Annotated in this window: 17 protein-coding genes; 6 read left to right on the top strand and 11 right to left on the bottom strand. The window is 76.1% G+C overall.

Annotated elements, in window-relative coordinates; translation table 11 throughout:
- Window positions 1–25: 25 nt before the first annotated feature.
- The 3 genes from QQY24_RS15160 to QQY24_RS15150 form a co-directional block, all read right to left on the bottom strand.
- On the bottom strand, window positions 26–331 hold the full coding sequence (locus QQY24_RS15160; protein WP_301973218.1) for an antibiotic biosynthesis monooxygenase: 306 nt from the start codon (window positions 329–331) through the stop codon (window positions 26–28).
- Between the two features lie 109 nt (window positions 332–440).
- Entirely contained in the window at window positions 441–2,018 is a 1,578-nt protein-coding gene (locus QQY24_RS15155; RefSeq protein WP_301973217.1) for a class I adenylate-forming enzyme family protein, read from the bottom strand.
- Complete coding sequence (locus tag QQY24_RS15150; RefSeq protein ID WP_301973216.1) at window positions 2,011–3,012, bottom strand: aromatase/cyclase; 1,002 nt, start codon at window positions 3,010–3,012, stop codon at window positions 2,011–2,013. Before QQY24_RS15150 ends, QQY24_RS15155 begins: the two co-directional genes overlap by 8 nt.
- Window positions 3,013–3,223: 211 nt before the next feature.
- Between QQY24_RS15150 and QQY24_RS15145 the strand changes: the two genes are divergently transcribed.
- From QQY24_RS15145 to QQY24_RS15130, 4 genes are all read left to right on the top strand, one after another.
- Window positions 3,224–4,225: an aldo/keto reductase gene (locus tag QQY24_RS15145; protein ID WP_367657999.1), complete on the top strand. Its 1,002-nt coding sequence runs from the start codon at window positions 3,224–3,226 to the stop codon at window positions 4,223–4,225.
- A gap of 225 nt (window positions 4,226–4,450) precedes the next feature.
- Window positions 4,451–5,539 carry a ketoacyl-ACP synthase III family protein gene (locus tag QQY24_RS15140; protein ID WP_301973215.1) on the top strand — a complete coding sequence of 363 codons (1,089 nt, stop codon included), beginning with the start codon at window positions 4,451–4,453 and terminating at the stop codon, window positions 5,537–5,539.
- A 31-nt stretch (window positions 5,540–5,570) separates the two neighbouring features.
- The gene (locus QQY24_RS15135) at window positions 5,571–6,509 is read left to right on the top strand and encodes an ABC transporter ATP-binding protein (protein WP_301973214.1); all 939 of its coding nucleotides are present in this window, start codon (window positions 5,571–5,573) and stop codon (window positions 6,507–6,509) included.
- The gene (locus QQY24_RS15130) at window positions 6,506–7,234 is read left to right on the top strand and encodes an ABC transporter permease (protein ID WP_301973213.1); all 729 of its coding nucleotides are present in this window, start codon (window positions 6,506–6,508) and stop codon (window positions 7,232–7,234) included. The genes QQY24_RS15135 and QQY24_RS15130 overlap by 4 nt, the downstream gene beginning before the upstream one ends.
- 75 nt (window positions 7,235–7,309) lie before the next feature.
- Here QQY24_RS15130 and QQY24_RS15125 read toward each other — a convergent pair whose 3' ends face one another.
- A complete protein-coding gene (locus QQY24_RS15125; protein ID WP_301973212.1) occupies window positions 7,310–8,533 on the bottom strand; it encodes a nucleotide disphospho-sugar-binding domain-containing protein in 1,224 nt (407 codons plus the stop codon).
- A 188-nt stretch (window positions 8,534–8,721) separates the two neighbouring features.
- Between QQY24_RS15125 and QQY24_RS15120 the strand changes: the two genes are divergently transcribed.
- The gene (locus QQY24_RS15120) at window positions 8,722–9,768 is read left to right on the top strand and encodes a class I SAM-dependent methyltransferase (RefSeq protein ID WP_301973211.1); all 1,047 of its coding nucleotides are present in this window, start codon (window positions 8,722–8,724) and stop codon (window positions 9,766–9,768) included.
- A 129-nt stretch (window positions 9,769–9,897) separates the two neighbouring features.
- The gene (locus QQY24_RS15115; RefSeq protein ID WP_301973210.1) at window positions 9,898–10,524 is read left to right on the top strand and encodes a rhomboid family intramembrane serine protease; all 627 of its coding nucleotides are present in this window, start codon (window positions 9,898–9,900) and stop codon (window positions 10,522–10,524) included.
- A 358-nt stretch (window positions 10,525–10,882) separates the two neighbouring features.
- Here the strand turns inward: QQY24_RS15115 and QQY24_RS15110 are convergent, their stop codons facing one another.
- From QQY24_RS15110 to QQY24_RS15080, 7 genes are all read right to left on the bottom strand, one after another.
- A complete protein-coding gene (locus tag QQY24_RS15110) occupies window positions 10,883–12,043 on the bottom strand; it encodes a MupA/Atu3671 family FMN-dependent luciferase-like monooxygenase (protein ID WP_301973209.1) in 1,161 nt (386 codons plus the stop codon).
- The gene (locus tag QQY24_RS15105) at window positions 12,040–13,239 is read right to left on the bottom strand and encodes a nucleotide disphospho-sugar-binding domain-containing protein (protein ID WP_301973208.1); all 1,200 of its coding nucleotides are present in this window, start codon (window positions 13,237–13,239) and stop codon (window positions 12,040–12,042) included. Before QQY24_RS15105 ends, QQY24_RS15110 begins: the two co-directional genes overlap by 4 nt.
- A gap of 10 nt (window positions 13,240–13,249) precedes the next feature.
- Window positions 13,250–14,005 (bottom strand): NAD(P)-dependent oxidoreductase, encoded by a 756-nt coding sequence (locus QQY24_RS15100; protein WP_301973207.1) that lies wholly within the window; start codon window positions 14,003–14,005, stop codon window positions 13,250–13,252.
- Window positions 14,006–14,018: 13 nt separating this feature from the next.
- On the bottom strand, window positions 14,019–15,203 hold the full coding sequence (locus QQY24_RS15095; protein WP_301973206.1) for a nucleotide disphospho-sugar-binding domain-containing protein: 1,185 nt from the start codon (window positions 15,201–15,203) through the stop codon (window positions 14,019–14,021).
- A gap of 38 nt (window positions 15,204–15,241) precedes the next feature.
- Window positions 15,242–16,213, bottom strand: coding sequence for a dTDP-glucose 4,6-dehydratase (gene rfbB, locus QQY24_RS15090; protein WP_301973205.1), 972 nt, complete (start codon window positions 16,211–16,213; stop codon window positions 15,242–15,244).
- A gap of 83 nt (window positions 16,214–16,296) precedes the next feature.
- Entirely contained in the window at window positions 16,297–17,352 is a 1,056-nt protein-coding gene (locus QQY24_RS15085) for an acyltransferase domain-containing protein (RefSeq protein WP_301973204.1), read from the bottom strand.
- Window positions 17,353–17,589: 237 nt separating this feature from the next.
- A complete protein-coding gene (locus QQY24_RS15080; RefSeq protein WP_301973203.1) occupies window positions 17,590–17,865 on the bottom strand; it encodes an acyl carrier protein in 276 nt (91 codons plus the stop codon).
- Between the last annotated feature and the right edge of the window lie 91 nt (window positions 17,866–17,956).

Here is a 17,956-nt window from a genome sequence, read left to right as displayed (position 1 = left end):
GGCGGCGGGGTGTCCGGGTACGGGGTCAGGCCGCCTGGACCGGGGCGCTGTCGTGGACCAGCTCGTACAGGTCCGGGGTCGGCTTCTCGATCACGCCGGCCAGCTCCTGGACGCGGCTGCGGAAGCCCTCGCTCTGCACGGCGCGGACGTGGTCCTCGGGCTTCTCCCACTCGGCGATCTCCACGAAGACGCCGGGACGGCGCAGGGAGCGCAGCATGCGGTGGCCGACGTAGCCGGGCTGCTGCCGCATGTACTCGGTGATGCCGGCGGTGATCCGCTCGAAGTCCTCGACGTCGCCGATGACCTTGAGTTCGTTGATGAGAGTGGCCATGTCCTCTTCTTCTCCTGTTCGGTGTGCGCGGTTCGTGGCGCGCGGTGGAATGCGGTGGGACGGGTGGGACGGGGCGGGGCGTAACGGGGCGGGCGGCGGGCCGGCCGGTTCAGGCGCCGAGGGCGGTGGCGCGCAGCACGCGGCGCTGGACCTTGCCGCCGGGACCGCGCGGCAGGCCGGGCACCGCGTCGATGTACTGGATGCGCTGGAAGGGCGCGAGGTCGGCGTTGACCTCCTCGGCGACGCGCTCCGGTGTGCTGCCGGGGCCGTCCGGGCCCTGCTCGCGCAGGACGACCAGGGCGTGCGCGACGGAGCCGCTGAACTCGTCCGGATGGCCGAAGACGACGCAGTCGGCGACCGCCGGGTGCCGGGCGAGGACGGCCTCCACCTCGGTGGGGGCCACGATCTCGTTGTCGCACTTGAAGACGTCGCCCAGCCGGTCGGCGACGAACAGGTAGCCGTCCTCGTCGAGGTGGCCGACGTCCCCGGTGGAGAACCAGCCCTCCTCGTCGAAGTCCCGCCGCCCGTCCGGGCCGAGGTAGCCGCGCATCAGCTGCGGCCCCCGGATCTGGATCTCGCCCCGCTCGCCGGGTGCCAGCACCCGGCGGGTGCCGAGGCCGACGACGCGGCACTCGGTCCCGGCGACCACCGGGCCGCAGGAGCCGGGCCGGGGCCGGCCGGGCAGGTCGAGGGCGACCGTCGGTGAGGCCTCGGCCAGCCCGTAGCCCTGGACGACCGGGATGCCGAACCGCTCGGACAGGATCCGCGCCGGCCCCGCGGGCAGCGCGGAGCCGCCGCAGAAGATGCCGCGGACCGTACGGGGCCGCAGGTCCGGCAGCCTGGGGTCGGCCGCGAGCCGGGCGAGCCGCACCGGGATGCTGAACCAGTGCGTGGCGCCGTACGCGTCGGCCGCGGCGACGGCGGCCGCCGCGTCGTCGTCCGGGCACAGCACCTGGGCGGCACCCGCCCACAGCGCCGAGTTCAGGTGCATGAGGTGGTACAGCGGCAGCTGGTTGAGGGTGACGGAGGTGGCGTCCAGGCCCTGCGCCTGCGCGGTCTGGGCGGCGTTCACCGTCAGGTTGCGGTGGGTGAGCGGCACGGCCTTGGGGGCGCCCGTGGTGCCGCTCGTGAAGTGCACGCAGGCGACGGCGTCGGGGTCGGTCCGTTCCGCCCGGCCGTCGTCGGCCGGGGCGGCGGCGAGCAGTTCCTCCAGGGCGACGGTCCCGGCCGGCGGCCCCTGCGTCCCGCAGTCGAGGACGACGACGGTGGCCAGGTCGGGCAGCCCGTCCCGGAAGGGGGCGAGCTTCTCCCACATCTCCCGGGTGAGGAGGGCGAGCCGGGTGCCCGAGGCGGCCAGGACGTGCCGCAGCGCCTCGCCCCGCACCAGCGGGTTCAGGGTCACCACGGTGTTGCCGCTGCGGGCGACGCCGTAGTACAGGCTCGCGAAGACCGGAGCGAGCACGGTGGCCGCGCCGACGACGGCGCCGGTGCCCACGGCCTGCCGGACGGCGGCCGCGCAGCGGGCCGTGGCGCGCTCCAGCTCCCCGAAGGTCAGGGTCCGTTCGCCGTGGCGCAGGGCGGTCCGGTCCGGCCACAGGGCGGCCGCCCGGCGCGGCAGCTCCCCGAGCGCCGGTTCCGGCAGGGGGAGCGGCTCCCGCCAGCGGGCGGTGGCCAGGACGTCAGGCATGGGCCGTCTCCCGTGCGCGGCGCTCGGCCCGCTCCCGGGCCCGCCGCTCCGCCCGCTCCTCGGCGTACTCCTTGGCGAAGCGCAGGTTGCTCACGCTGTTGGCGCTGAGCGCCTTGCGCAGGTAGGCGCGGGCGTCCTGCACGGTCGCGCCCGGGAACAGCAGGTCGAGGGCGTCGGGGTTGATGGTCGCGGTGTGCCGCGCGGAGGCGACGATGCCCTCGGGCGTCTCGGTGAACAGCCAGTGCCCGGTGTGGGCGGTCAGCAGCGGCGCCAGGCTGATCTGCTTGTAGACGATCTTGTGGTGGGGCATGCAGACGCGCACCGAACGGGTGGTGTGGGCCCGGCCGTCCGGGGTGAGGGTGTCCATGTCGAAGAACTGGATGCCGCGCTCGTCCTCGGTCATGTCGATCCGGGTCACGTGCGGGAAGCGGTCGGGCCACTCCCGGGCGCGGTACAGCAGCGCGTACGAGTCCTCGGCGGTGCCGCCGATGAACAGCGGGTCCTCGAAGGAGATGGTGAGCGCCGCCAGCTCCTCGCGGTGCTCGGCCGCGTACGCCAGTTCCTCCAGCTGGCCCGCCGCGTGCTCCGCGATGCGCGCGGCGACCTCGGCGGCGGCCTGCTCGGGCACGCCGTCCGCGAGCACGAAGGTGTGCCGCGAGACCAGCTCACTGGTCCCCCCGGCGGTCTCCCGCACCAGCCACTCGCCCTCGGAGGACCTGGTGGGGCCGGTGGGCGGGTCGTTGCGGAAGGCGACGGTGCGCGCGGCGCGGTCCAGGGTGCGGTACGAGGTCCAGGCGGCGGCCCGGTCGTGACCGCGCACCGCCCACACCCGCACCTCGTCCGACTCCGCGCCGTGCACCGTGCGCTCGACGTGCGCCACCGAGCGGATGAGCTGCGGCCAGCGCTCCACGTCGACGACCAGTTCGTAGACGGCGTCGGCGGGCGCCCGGACCGCGGTGCTCCGCTCGACGACATGGGATTCCGGCTTCGACACGGCAGTCCTCTCGATCAGGGGTCCTCGGGGGCGGCGACGTCCCGCCTCACCCTCGAACCGCACCCTCGGGCGCCGCCCTCCAAGGCCGCTGGAGCCCCGGTGGACCGGTTCCGGCCCCCGGCGCCGGTCCACCGCCCCTCTAGGTCCGCTGGTCATCCTGGCCGCCGGTCACGTCGTGGCCGGTTTTCCGGTGCGGGCCAAGGACCCGTCGGTGCCTCACGGGAAGGACGACATGGACATCAGGAAGCTGGGCGCGGCCGGGCCCGAGGTCTCCGCGGTCGGGCTGGGCTGCCTCGGACTGACCGGCGGCTACGGTGCCGTGGACGAGGACGCCGCCGTCGCGCTCGTGCGCGAGGCGCTCGAACGGGGCGTCACGCTCCTGGACACCGCCGACTTCTACGGCGGGGGCGGCGTGGAACGGCTGCTGGGGCGCGCGCTGGCCGGCGTCCGCGACCGGGCCGTGATCGCCACCCGCGGCGGCGCGGTGTTCTCCGGGTCGGGGCGCCCGACCGCCTTCGACGGCTCGCCGGCGTACCTGCGGCAGGCCTGCGAGGCCTCCCTGCGACGGCTGGGCACGGACCGCATCGACCTGTACTACCTGGCCCGGGTCGACCCCGCGGTGCCGGTGGAGGACAGCGTGGGCGCCCTGGCGGAGCTGGTCGCCGAGGGCAAGATCGGACACATCGGGCTGTCCGAGGTCTCCGCGGACGTCCTGCGCCGCGCGCACGCCGTGCACCCCGTCGCCGCCGTCGCCACCGAGTACTCGCTGTGGTCCCGCGACGTGGAGGACACCGTCCTGCCGGCCGCGCGGGAACTGGGCGTCGGCCTCGTCGCGTGCAGCCCGCTCGGCCGGGGCTTCCTCACCGGCACGGTGGACGCCGCCGCGCTCGGCGCGCGCGACTACCGCCGCAACCACCCCCGGTTCAGCCCGGACAACGCCGCCCGCAACGCCGTCCTGCTCGACGGCGCCGCCCGCATCGCCGCCGAGAGCGGCGTCCCGCTGGCGCGCCTCGCCCTCGCCTGGGTGCTCGCCCGGGGACAGGACGTCGTCGCCATCCCCGGCACCGTCCGCCGCGCCCACCTGCTGGAGAACATCGCGGCCGCCGCCGACCGGCTGGGCCCGGCCCACGTCGACTCCCTCGCCGCGTGCTTCCCCGCCGGGGCGGTGGCCGGCTCCCGTCTGCCGGTCCGCCCCGCGCCGGCCGGCCGGTAACGGCCCACGGACCGCGCCGCCGACCCGGCGGCACCCGTACGGCGGCCCGTACGGCGGCCCCCGTACGGCGGCAGCGGCGGCCGGACCGGCCCGCAGGACCTGCGGGCCGGGAGCCCCCGCCCGGAGCCCCCCGTCCAAAGCCCCCCGTCCAAAGCCCCTCGGCCGGGAGCCGCACCGCCCCGGCCCCGACAGCGCAGCAGACCAGTACCGAAAGGCCCCCGATCCATGAAGTACGAGTCGGTGTACGTCGCAGGCAACGGCACCTGGCTGCCGCGGCCCCTCCCGGTCGGTGACGCCGTGGCGCAGGGGCTGTGCCGCGCGCAGGACGTGGCCCGCACCGACTTCCTGTCCGCCACCGTCTCCACCGGCGAGCCCGCCGTCGAGATGGCGGCCCGGGCCGCCCGCCAGGCGCTGGAGCGCTCCGGGCTGCCGCCGTCCGCCGTGGACCTCCTGCTCTACGCCAACGTCTACTACCAGGGCCACGACATGTGGGCCCCGGCCTCCTACGTGCAGCGGGCGGCGCTGGGCAACCGGTGCCCGGCGCTGGAGATCCGCCAGATGTCCAACGGCGGCATGGCGGCACTGGAGCTGGCCGCCACCCGGCTCACCGCGTCCCGGGGCCCCTCGGCGGTGCTGACCGTCGCCGCGGACCGCTTCTGCCCGCCGGGCATCGACCGCTGGTTCAGCGACCCGGGCAGCGTCTTCGGGGACGGCGGATCCGCCCTGGTGCTGTCCAGCGAGGACGGTTACGCGCGGCTGCGCAGCCTGGTCACCGTCGCCAACCCGCACCTGGAGGCCATGCACCGCGGCGACGACCCCTTCGGCCCGGCGCCGTTCAGCGTGCGCAGCCCCCTGGACGTCAAGGCGTGCCAGAAGAGCTACCTGGCCACGGCCAGCATGAGCGAGACGGTCGCCCGCAGCGCGGCCGGGCAGCGCGAGGCCCTGGAGGGGGCGCTCGCCGACGCCGGCACCGGGCTGGCGGACATCGACTGGTTCGTCCTGCCGCACTTCGGGCGCCGCCGGCTGGTGGCCAACTACACCACCCCGCTGGGCATCGGCCTGGACCGCACCACCTGGTCCTGGTTCCGCGGGGTGGGCCACCTCGGTGCGGGCGACCAGTTCGCGAGCCTCGGCCGGCTCGTCGACACCGGGGCGGCCGGACCCGGCGACCGCTGCCTGCTCATGGGCGTGGGCGCCGGCTTCACCTGGTCGAGCGCGGTGGTCGAGATCCTGCGCCGTCCCGCGTGGGCCGGTCCGGACGCGGCGCCCGCCGGCACCGGACCGCACGCACCGACCCCCCACCGCGTGCCCTGAGGCGGCACCGACGAAAGGAACAGCGATCCCCATGCCAACCGCCAACGGGAGCCCGCCGGCGCCCGCGATCAGCCTCACGGACGTGTCGAAGCGGTACGGCGACGTCCACGCCGTCCGCGGGCTCTCCTTCACGGTCGAACCGGGCCGGACGATCGGCCTGCTGGGCCCCAACGGCGCCGGCAAGTCGACCACCCTGGACATGCTGCTCGGTCTGGTGCGCCCCGACGCCGGCGAGGTGCGGCTGTTCGGGCAGCGCCCCGCCGACGCCATCCGCTCCGGCCGGGTCGGCGCCATGCTGCAGACCGGCGGCATGATGCCCGAGGTGAGGGTCCGCGACGTGGTCCGGCTGGCGCACAAGCTGGCCAGGCACCCCCTGCCCGTCGACGAGATCATGCGGCAGGCCGACATCGAGGACATCGCCCGGCACCGCGTGGACAAGCTCTCGGGCGGCCAGCGGCAGCGCCTGCGGTTCGCCCTCGCCATCGTCGAGGACCCCGAACTGATCGTGCTGGACGAGCCCACCGCCGGCATGGACGTGGCCGCCCGCAACCGGTTCTGGCAGACCATGCGGGCCCAGACCCGGGCCGGGCGCACCCTGCTGTTCGCCACCCACTACATGGAGGAGGCGGACAGCGCCGCCGACCGGATCCTGGTGATGCACGAGGGCCGGCTGCTCGCCGACTCCACCCCGGCCGAGATGAAGGCGCGGGCCGGGCTGCGCCGGATCGCGTTCACGGCGCCCGGCGCCGGGCCCGCGGCCCTGGAGTCGCTGCCGGGCGTGCTGGACGCGCACGTGCACGGCGACTCGGTCGTGCTGCGCAGCGCGGACTCCGACGCCACCGTCCGGGCCCTGGTGCTGGAGGGGACGTCCTTCCGGGACCTGGAGATCACCGGGATGGGCCTGGAACAGGCCTATCTGAGCCTGACCGGGGAGCACGCCCCGCCGCGCGAGAAGGAGCCGGTCCGATGACCGTCATGCTGGAGCTGGAGATCAAGCGCGCCCTGCGCGACTGGCGCTTCGTCCTGTTCACCGTCGGGATGCCGATCATCATCTACCTGTCCTCCGCGCGCGGGCAGGGCCACACCCTCGGCGGCACCTCGGTGGCCAAGTACCTGCTGGTGTCCATGGCGGTGTTCAGCGCGATCGGCGCGTCCCTGAACACCGGCGGCCCGCGCATCGCCGCCGAGCGCGAGGTGGGCTGGACCCGCCAGCTGCGGCTCACCTCGATGTCCAGCGGCCTCTACATCACGGCGAAGGTCCTCACCGCCGCGGTGGTCAGCCTCGCCGCGACCCTGACCATCTTCGTCTTCGGCGCGCTCTTCAACGACGTCCGCATGCCCGCCGCGCTCTGGCTGGCCTCGGGCGCCGCCGTGTGGCTCGGCAGCCTCGTCTTCTGCGCGCTGAGCGTCATGCTGGGCTACATGTTCTCCACCACCTCGATCACCATCGGGCTGATGGTGGTGAACATGGGCTTCTCCATGGTGGGCGGCCTGTTCTGGCCGGTGGAGATCTTCCCGTCGTGGCTGCGCGTCGTGGCCGAGCTGACCCCGACGTACCACCTGGCGGAGCTGGGGCACAGCGCCCAGCTCGGGCACTGGCCGCACCCGGCCGACGTGGCCGTGCTCGGCGGCTACCTGGTGCTGTTCGCCGCGCTGGCCGCGTGGATGTACCGGCGGGACGAGATCCGGGTCTGACCGGCCGGACCGGCGGCGGGGCCCGCCCCCCGCAAAGGGGGGCGGGCCCCGTGCGCGCACCCCGCCGCACGTCCGTCAGCGCGCGGCCAGCTCCTCCAGGTCCGCCACCAGCCGCAGCGGCGACGGCAGGGCGAGGACCTCCCGGCGCAGCGCCCCGGCGGCCTCGCGGTGGCCGGGGCGCTCCAGCAGCGCCGCCACCGCCTCGCGCACCCCGGCCACCGCGGCCCGGTGGGCGGGCACGGCGAGGCCGGCGCCGGACGCGGCCAGCCGCCGGGCGTTGACGAACTGGTCCATCGCGCACGGCAGCGCCAGCTGCGGCACGCCCGCGGCCAGCGCCGTCATCAGCGTGCCCGCGCCTCCGTGGTGGACCACCGCGGCACAGCCGGGCAGCAACTGGTGCAGCGGGTGGTCCTCCAGCACCCGCACGGACGGCGGCAGCGGACCGAGCGCGGCCGCGTCGGCGGCGTTGGCGGTGAGCACCACCTCCACGTCCAGCCCGGCGACGGCCTCCACCACCGCGGGCAGGACGGCGGCCTGCGGTCCCACCATCCGGGTGACCGAGTTCCCCCACACCACGCAGACCCGGGGCCGCCCGGCGGCGGCCGGCGCGAGGGGCGCCGCGGCACCCGGGCCGTTGTACGGGACGTAGCGCACCGGCAGCCGCCGTGCCGAGGTGCGCGGGCGCAGCGCCCCGGGGCACGGGTCGACGACGTACTCCACGAGGTCCGGGCCGAGTTCACCGGCGCCGTGCCGGGCGAACGCCCCGGTGGGGTCCTCCGGGCGCAGGTGCAGCCCCGGTTCGTCCTCGTGCGTGCCGACCGGCCCCCACAGGTGCAGCACCGCGGGGACGCCGAGGACCCGCGCGGCGAGCAGGCCCTCCATGCTCAGCAGCTCGTGCACCACCAGGTCGGGACGCCAGCGCCGGGCCAGGTCGACGGCCGCGTCGAAGCCCAGGCGGGTGGGCCCGGCGAGCCGGGTGCCGCTCTCTCGGGCGAACTCGCCGAAGGGGAACTCGGCCAGGGACGCCATGGGCGCGCCGGTGACCGGGTGCGGCGGCAGCCCGGCGTACGGCCACCGGCCCGCCTGCGCGTCCCACACGTTCTGCAGCCTGGCCAGGAAGACCATGTCGACCTCGCCCAGCACCGGCACGGGGGTCAGCCCCGCCCGGGCGAGGTCCTCGCACTGCGACGGGGCGCACGCCACCCGCACCTCGTGTCCCGAGGCCTGCAGCGCCCAGCCGAGCGGCACCAGGGGATACCAGTGGCCCTTCCAGGCCGAGACGGTGAACAGCACACGCATGGGCGCCCTCCTCGCGGGACCGGATCGGCGGACCAGCCTCGCGCGGCGCCCTCGAAGCGGGGTGGAGACCGGACGGGCCCGCCCGCCCGGTTCGAGCGGGAGTGGAGCGGTGCTGCAGCGGGCCGGCCCACCATGGCGGCCGGATACTGCCGGCGGCCGCCCCCGGGCGGCCCGTGGAAGGAGCGAGCGTGACCGAGGCCGACAGCGCAGCCGCGCGGCTGACGCCGCAGAAGCTGTTCGAGATGATGGCCGGGTTCAAGGCGACCGCCGTGCTCCGCGCCGGGGTCGAGCTGGGCGTCTTCGACGCGCTGGCGAAGGGGCCCGCCGACGCGGCGGAGGTGGCGGCCCGGCTGGGCACCGACCCGCGCGGCACCCGGCTGCTGCTCGGGGCCCTGGCCGCGCTGGGCCTGCTCCAGGGCCGCGACGACTGGTACGAACTGGCCGCCGGCGCGGAGGACCTGCTGGTCAGCAGCAGCCCGCAGTACTGCGGCGGCATCACCGCGGTGGCGTCCAGCCAGGGCGAGTGGGAGGCGCTGGGACAGCTGGCGCGGACCGTGCGCGAGGGCACCCCGGTGCCGGGTGTCGACGCCCTCGCGCCCGACTTCCCCTACTGGTCGGACTTCGCCACCCACACCACCTTCGGCACGCTGCGGGCGGCCGGACTGCTCGCCGACGTGCTCGACTCCTGGGCCCGCCCGCGCGAGGACCTCGACGTGCTCGACGTCGGCTGCGGTCACGGGCTGTCCGGCTACGTGCTCGCCCAGCGCCTGCCGCAGGCCCGGGTCCACTCGCAGGACTGGCCGACCGTGCTGGAGGTGGCCGGCCGGCACGCCGAGCGACTGGGCGTGCGCGACCGGGTGGAGATGCTGCCGGGCGACGCCTTCGAGGTGCCGCTGACCCGGTCCTACGACCTGATCGTGGTCGGCAACGTGCTCTTCCACTTCCCGCCCGACCGGGCCGCGGCCCTGGTGCGCAGGCTCGCCGGTGCGCTCGCGCCGGACGGCAGGCTCGTCGTCATGGGGTTCACCACCGGCGACCAGCCGCCGGCCGAGGAGCCGCACGCCCACCTGCTGGGCCTGCTGATGCTCTCCTGGACGCGGGGCGGTGAGATGCACTCGACGGCCGCGCACCGCGGGATGCTGGCCGGGGCCGGCCTGACCGAGACCGAACTGCACGCCCGTCCGGGACTGCCCCTGCGCATCCTGGTCGCCTCCCGCCCGCGGCCCACCGCCTGATCGCGTCCCCGAACGGGGTAGCCTCCAGCGGGACTTGAGCAGGGTGTGGATGCATGGAGCAGCCGCCGGGCGAACGTCCGGGCCGGCGGCCGGGACGACGCGAAGGCGACGGCGCAGACAGGAGGACACATGGTGACCGGCGTACGGCACGACGAGCACGGACCGCTCCCGGCCTCCGGGTCCGGGACCCGCTGGTGGCGGCTGCCGCCGGCGACGGCGTCCGTGCTGCTGGTCACCGGGGCGGTGACCGCGGCCCAGTTCCCCTTCCCCGAGGTGCTGGAGGCGCTGCGGCGGGACCCGGACGCGCTGGCCTCGGGCGAGTGGTGGCGCGTGCTGTCCCCGTTGCTCGTGCAGTCGCCCGGCTGGCAGGCGCTCGTGACCGTGCCCGCCGTCGCGGCCCTCGGCGCGCCCGTCGAGCGGATCTTCGGCACCCGCGGCATGCTGGCGCTGTACCTGGCGCCCGCGGCCGTCGGCGAACTCGTCGGCTACCTCTGGCAGCCGCACGGCGCCGGCAACTCCATCGCCGTGCTCGGGCTCGCCGGCGGCCTGGTGGCCTGGCTCTTCCTCGACGCCGGCGAGCGGGGCTGGCCCCGGCCGCTGCTCAACCGCGTGCGGATCTGGGGGGCCGCGGTCCTGGCCGGGGCGGTGGTGGACACGGCCTTCCGCGACATCCACGGCCTGCCCACCCTGACCGGCGCCGCCCTCGGCGCGGGCCTCCTGCTGCGCCGTCGCCGCCGCCGTCGCCGGACCGCCTGACACGACCGGCGGCCCGGAGGGCGCCCCCGCCCGGGGGCGCCCTCCGGCGTCTGCGCGCCGGGGCGTCCGCGCCCCGCACCGGTGCCGTCCTCGCCCCGGCCGCCCCCGGCCCGCGCCCGTCCCCGGCCCGCGCCCGTCCCCGGCCCATGGCCCTCCCGGCCGAGGCGTGCTCCGGCCCGAGGCGTGCTCCGGCCCGGGGCCGTCCCGCCGCCTGCTCGTCCCGGCGCACGGCCGTCCCGGCGCACGGCCGTCCCGGCGCACGGCCGTCCCGGCCCGCGTCCGCCCCGGCACACGGCGGTGCCCCGCGGCGGGGGACCACCGCGGGGCACCGTCCGGCCGGGCCGGCACGCCGGGGCCGTCACACCCCGGCGCGCACCTTCGCGCCGCTCCGCTCCCGGACCGTGTTCAGGTGTTCCAGGCCTTCGAGGACCGCGTCCGCATCGCCGACGAAGTCCACCAGGCAGGCGATCTCGTCCGCGCCCGCCTCCCGCACCCGCGCCGCGACGGCGGCGCAGTGGTCGACGGAACCGATTAGCGAGGTGCCGTCGAGGTAGCGGTTGACGCCGAGCTCGGCGAGGCGGTCGCGCGCCTCCTGCCGGGTCATGAAGTCGCGGCCCCGGCGCCCGCCGCTCATCGAGCCGCCGGCACCCACCGCCCGGGCCTCCAGGTCGATCGCCGTGAGCAGGTACCGCTTCAGCCACGGCACCGCCACCTCCCGTGCCCGCTCGTCGGTGCCGGCGACGTAGGTGTGCATCATGACGGTGACCCGGCCCGGGTCGAAGCCCGCCCGGGCGCGGGCGTCGCGGTAGACGCCGATCTTGTCGGCGAGCGCGTCGAGGTCCTGGTTCTCCAGGTGGGTGAGGACGTTGGTACCGAGCCGGCCCGCCTCGCGGAAGGTCTCCTCGCTGCGGGACGCCGTGGTCCAGATGGGCAGTTCGCGCTGGACCGGGCGGGGGAAGAGCTCCAGTTCGGCCTCCTCGCCCCGCGGGGTCGGCCCCGTCCAGCGGCCCGAGGCCCAGGCCCGGCGGATCGCGGCGATGTCGGCGACGACACGTTCGCGCCGGGTCTCGTAGGCGTCGGGGGCGAGCACGAAGTCGTTGACGTTCCAGCCGGAGCCCACGCAGATCGCGGCCCGCCCGCCGGAGATGCCGTCCACGACCGCGAAGTCCTCCACGACGCGCGCCGGGTGGTGCAGCGGGGTCACCACGCTGCCGGCCCGCAACTGCACGCGCCGGGTCACCGCGGCCAGCGCCGCCGAGGTGACGGCCGGGTTGGGGAAGGCGCCGCCGAAGCGGTGGAAGTGGCGCTCGGGCGTGGAGACGAAGTCGAAGCCGAGCTCGTCGGCGCGTGCGGCGCTCGCCAGCAGCAGCCGGTAGGCCTCCGTGGCGGCGTCCCCGACGGCCGCGAAGAAGAACAGGCCGAAGCCGAGCCCGTCCCCGGGCCGTTCCGGGACCGTTCCGGGACCGTCCGGGGCCGCTGCGGCCGGGTGCGCGGGGAGGGAGGGGGAGGGGTCCGTCATCGTGCGGCTCCTTGCGGCGCGGTACGGGAGGCGAGGGCGGGGGCGCGGCTCTGCTCGGCGGCGACCAGCCGCTCCACCTCGGGGACGATCTGCTGCGGGGTCGGCCGGGAGAGCATGGCCCGGCGGATGCCGTCGGCCGCCTCGCGGTAGGAGGGGTCCTCCAGCAGCCGGCGCACCACGGCGCGCAGCGTCCCGGGGTCGGCCTCGTCACCGGTGAGGTGCACGCTCGCACCCGTACGGGCCAGGTGCGCGGAGTAGAAGCTCTGGTCCGGCATCTGAGTGATCGTCAGCTGCGGCAGGCCGTTCAGCGCGGCGGTCAGCATGGACCCCACGCCGCCGTGGTGGATCACCAGGTCGCAGGAGGGCAGCAGCATGTGCAGGGCGCCGTCCTCGGCGACCCGCACGCCCTCCGGCACCCCGGTCAGCAGCGGCCGCTGGGCGGGCACCACGGCGGTCACCAGCTCGACGTCCAGGCCGGCCAGGGCGTCGAGGACCCGCGGGGCGAAGAAGGACCGCCCGCCGGCCACCTCCGTCATGGTGATGCCGAGCGTGACGCACACCCGGGGCCGGCCGGACCGGCGCAGGAACCAGTCCGGCACGTGCTGGGAGTTGCTGTAGGGCACGTACCGCACCGGCACCCGGCGGGTGTTGCCGGTGACCTGGACGTCGTCGGGGCAGGCGTCGATGTTCCACCACTCCGCCATGTCGTCCAGGTCGATCCCGAAGCGCGCGAACAGCTCGGCGAACTGCGGCGGGAGGTTGTCGCGGCCGATGCCGCGGCCCACGATGTCGGGCCCCCACAGGTAGCGCAGCGAGACCGCGCCGCACGCCGCCGCCGCGAGCGGGCCGGCCAGCGTCGTCGGCTCCCACACCACGGCGTCGGGCCGCCACTGCCGGGCGAAGTCCACCAGGTCGTCGGCCATGCCGTCGGCGACCGTGCAGAACAGCGCCTTGGGGTCGCCCGGGCGGGCGTCGGGGGCGGCGGGACGGGCGGCGGCCCGGCGGCGGTAGCGGGCGGCGAAGTCGACCTCGCCGCCCACGGGGACCACCGGGAGCCCCGACCGGGTCACGGTCTCCACGAGTTCCGGCTGGGCCGCGACGCACACCTCGTGTCCCGCGGCCCGCAGTGCCCACGCGAAGGGCGCCATGACGAAGTAGTGCGACGGTAGGACCGCCGTGACGAACAGGACACGCACCACAGGCTCCTCAGGCCGAGAGGGACGGTTCGGGGACGGGGACGTACTTGTCGAGCACACGCCGGTGGTAGTGCGCGTCGAAGGGCGTGTACTCGGGCCCCACCAGGCCGCGCAGCCGCGCGATGCTCACCCGGTGGTTGCCGCGGTGGCCGTCGACGTAGCGGCGGGCCGCGGTGGTGCCCAGACGCCGCTCGATCCGCTCCACGACCGCCTCGATCGGCACGGGCACGCCGGAGGCGATGTTGACGACGTCGCGGCTGGCCCCCAGGGCGAGCAGCCGGTCGACGAGTGCGACGACGTCGTCGATGTCGATCAGGTCCCGGGCGGCGTCGCGGTGGATCGTCACCTCCCCGGCGCGCACCTGCCGGATCAGCGAGGGCAGGAGCTGGTGCGGCGGCTGGCCGGGGCCCATGACGTGCCCCATGCGCAGGATGAGGTGGTCGGCGCCGAAGGCGCGGATCTCCTCCTCCAGGCCCCGCTTGTGCCACCCGTAGGGCGTGCACGGCACGACCGGCTCGTCCTCCCGGCCGTGGCAGCCCTCGGCGCCGTACATGCCGGTGGAGGCGGTCGAGAAGAACACCAGTCGGCTGCCGTCGGCGCGGCACGCGCGCAGTTCCCGGCGCACCAGGTCCGCCTCCCGGGCGAACTCGGCCTCGGAGGTGCCGGACGCCCAGGAGACCCCGGCGGCCAGCAGGACGACACCGTCGTACGCCTCCCGCAGGGGTGCCAGGTGCCGGGCCAGGAAGCCGTGGCCCACGATGCGCATCCGCCCGCCCTCCTCAGACACCCGCACCGGCGGGTGCGGCGGCGGGCCGCGCCGGACGGGCCGCGAGCCCTTCCAGCAGGGGGACCACCTCGACGGGCGAGGGCTGCCGCGCGATCTCCGCGGCGACCGCGCGGGCGCGCTCGCGGAACGCGGCGCCGTCCAGCACGGTCCGCGCGCCGTCGCGCACCGCCTCGGGCGAGGCGTCCGGGGGCAGGGCGGCGCCCGCTCCGGCCGCCGCGACCCGCTCGGCGTTCTCGAACTGGTCGGCCGTCTGCGGCAGGCACACCTGCGGGACGCCGTGGACCAGCGCGGCGAGCGCCGATCCGGCCCCGCCGTGGCTCACCAGCAGGTCGCACCCGGTCAGCGCCCGGTCCAGCGGGAAGCGGCCGGCGGCGACGACGCCCTCGGGCAGCCGTTCCCAGCCGCGGGCGATGTCGTCGTCGACGGCGATGACGACCTCGGTGCCCGCCCCGGCCAGCGCGCCGGCGAGCGCGAGCAGCCGGCCGGGGAAGTCGAGCCGGCCGTGCCGGGGGAGCATGCTGCCGAGGGTCAGGCAGATCCGCGGTCTCCTCCGGGGCAGCGCCAGCCAGGCGGGGCGGACGTCGGCGCCGTTGTGCGGGACGTAGCGCATGGCCGCGCCCCGGGCCGGCTGCCCGGCGCGCAGGGACGGCGGGCGCACGTCGAGGACGAGCGCCGGGTCGGGCAGGCGGGTGCGGCCCAGGCCGGCCAGTTCCGGAGCGAGTTCCTCGGCGGCGGGGCCGCGGGAGTCGGCGAAGTCGGACAGGGCGACGCCGGCCTCCGCCCACGGCGTGCCGTGCGCGGCGGCCGCGAGCCGGCCCGCGTACTCCAGGGGTTCGCTCAGCACCAGGTCCGGCCGCCAGTCCCCGACGAGCCGCAGGGTGCCCTCCAGGGTGCGGGCGGCGAGCCGGCCCCAGGCGCGGGCGCTGCTGCTCCGGCGCTCGGCCGGGTCCTTCGGGGGTCGCAGCGGCCGACCGTCGCGGTCGCGCAGCATGAAGTCCTCGAAGCCGACGCGGGGCGCGGACGCGGCGGCGGGCAGTCCGGCCCCGGCGACCGTGTCGGTGAAGCCCTCGGGGGCGGCGACCAGCACCTGGTGGCCCGCGGCGCGCAGCGCCCAGGCCAGCGGCACCGTCGGGAAGAAGTGCCCGTGCAGGGGCGCGGTGGTCAACAGGACCCGCATGTCGACTCCTTGGTCGTCTCGCGTGAGGTCGGGGGCGGTCAGGACGCGGTCTTCAGGTGGTGCCACCAGTCGCGGTTGTCGCGGTACCAGGCGACGAGGTCGGCGAGCCCCTGCTCGAACGGCACGCGCGGCTCGTAGCCGAGCTCCTCGCGGATCCTGCTGTCGTCGAGGGAGTACCTGAGGTCGTGGCCCTTGCGGTCGGGGACCCGGCGCACCAGGCTCCGGTCCCGCCCGCACAGGTCGAGGAGGCGCTCGGTGATCTCCCGGTTGGTGGCGTGGTGGCCGCCGCCGATGTTGTAGATCCCGCCCGGGGTGCCCTTGGTCAGCACCAGCTGCACGGCCCGGCAGTGGTCGTCCACGTGCAGCCACTCGCGGACGTTGCCGCCGTCGCCGTACAGCGGGACGGGCAGGCCGTCGAGGAGGTTGGTGGTGAACAGCGGGATCAGCTTCTCCACGTGCTGGCGGGGGCCGTAGTTGTTGGAGCAGCGGGTGATCGACAGGTCCAGGCCGTGGGTGCGCCAGTAGGAGCGGGCGATCAGGTCGCTGCCCGCCTTGGACGCGGCGTACGGGGAGTTGGGCAGCAGCGGCGACTCCTCCGTCCAGGAGCCCTCGTCGATCGAGCCGTAGACCTCGTCGGTGGAGACGTGCACGACCCGTTCGACACCGGAGCGCAGGCAGCCCTCCAGGACGCTCTGCGTGCCGCCGACGTTGGTGCGCACGAAGTCGGCGGCGCCCGCGAGCGAGCGGTCGACGTGGGACTCGGCGGCGAAGTGCACGACCGCGTCGTGGCCGGGCAGCACCTCCTCCAGCAGCGGCAGGTCGCAGATGTCGCCCTTGACGAACTCCAGGCGGGGGTGGGCCGCGGGCAGGTTGTCGAGGTTGCCGGCGTAGGTGAGGCTGTCGACCACGGTGACGTGGGCGCCCTCGAAGCCTTGGTACGCGCCGGCCAGCAGGGAGCGCACGTAGTGCGAGCCGATGAAGCCCGCCCCTCCCGTGACCAGGATCCTCATGGTCTCTCCTTCCTCGGCCTTCCTCGGCCTTGCTCGGCGTGCCGGGCGGTGCTCCTCGGCACCGCGGGTCGAGCCTCGTGTCCTCACCTCGAAGCGGGATCGATCCCGCGTGGACCCCGTGGCGGGGCGAGGCGCCGCGCGGCGGCGCGCAGGACGGCGCGGTCGTGTTCGGGCCCGCGCGGGCGCGCGTCCAGCAGCGCGGTGACCCGGCTGCCGCCGCGGGTGACGCCCGGGTGGCGGCGGGCCAGCGCGGACAGGCTCTGCCCGGTCTCCACCAGGTGGTACGGCCCGTCGGCGAGCAGCCGGTCGAGCGCGGGCGCGAACAGCACCGGTTCGGCGGGCTGCATGGCCCAGAACACCGGGTCGGTCGCCTCGGCGTCGGTCAGCGGCCGGGCGGTGTAGCCGGAGACGATCGGGATGCGCGGCGGGCGCAGGGTCACCGCCTCGAAGGACGGGATCTGCGCGGCGCAGGCCGGCGCCACCGAGGGACTGTGGAAGCCGGTGGTCGCCCTGGCCCGCGCGCAGGTCAGCCCGTCGGCCCGCAACGCGTCGGCGACGGCGCTCAGTTCGGGCTCGGGGCCGGCCAGCAGCAGCTGCGTGCGGGAGTTGACGGCGCCGACGACGACCTGGTCGGTGAGCCGGTGCGCGACCTGCTCGGGGGTCGCGGCGACGGCGACCATGCCGCCGGGCGGCGCCTCGGCGAGCAACTGCGCCCGCTCGGCGAGCAGCCGCACGGCGTCGGCGAGGTCCAGGACGCCGGCCAGCACGGCCGCGGCCGTCTCCCCGGCGCTGTGCCCCAGCAGCGCGGCCGGCCGCAGGCCCCACTCGCACAGCATCCGGCCGAGCGCGTAGTCGACGGCGAACAGCAGCGGCTGGGCGCGGGAGACGTGGTCGAGCGGCACGGCGGGTGCGTCGGCCGCCCAGTCGTCCCGGATGCGGTCGCCCTCCGCGCCGAGCAGCGCGAAGACCTCGTCGACCGCCTCGGTGAACGCCGGCTCCGTGCCGTACAGCCCGTGGGCCATGCCCGGCCGCTGGGCGCCCTGGCCGGGCAGCAGCAGGGCGATCCGGTCGGGGCCGTCCGCCTCGTCGGCCGGCCGGCTGTCGTGCGCCGGACGCGAACGCGTGTCGGCTGGGCTCATGGTCCGTCTCCTGGGGTCGGGCTGTCGGGCGGTCGGGGTGCGGCCGCGGCGGTGCCGGGGGCCGCGCGCCGCGGGGGAGGCCGTGGGCGCCGCCCCGCGGGCCGTGGTCCGTGCTCCCGTGCTCCGCGGGCCGTGGTCCGCCGGGCGGTCCGGGCGCGGAGCGGACCGCGGCCGCCCCGCCGGGGAGCGGGGCGGCCGCGGTGGTACGGCCGACGGGGACGGCCGTACCGGGGTGGCTCAGGCGACGAGCGTCCCGGCCCGTGCCGCGGCGTTGATGACGTCGAGCAGCGCGCGCGGGGTCTCGGCCTCGGCGACGGCGTCCTCGTCGAGTTCGATGCCGTGGTCGCGCTGGATGCAGCCGACGACCTGGAGCAGGGCGAGGGAGTCGTAGCCGAGCTCCATGAAGACGGTGTCGAGGACGTCGCCGTCCAGGTCGACCCCCTCCTCCTCGCCGGCGCACTCGCGCAGCAGACGCGTCAGTTCGGCCAGGTCGATCAGGGTGTTACCGGACATGGGTGGTTGTTCCTCTCGGGTGACCGGGACGGCCGGCGGTGCGCCGCCGTCGCGTGATGGGCAGGCGTTGCGTGGCGGGATCCCCGGCCCG

Source organism: Streptomyces sp. TG1A-8 (assembly GCF_030499535.1).
Taxonomy (GTDB): Bacteria; Actinomycetota; Actinomycetes; order Streptomycetales; family Streptomycetaceae; genus Streptomyces.
The sequence above is the reverse complement of the archived record's forward strand: the minus strand, read 5'-3'. Positions and strand labels throughout refer to the sequence as shown.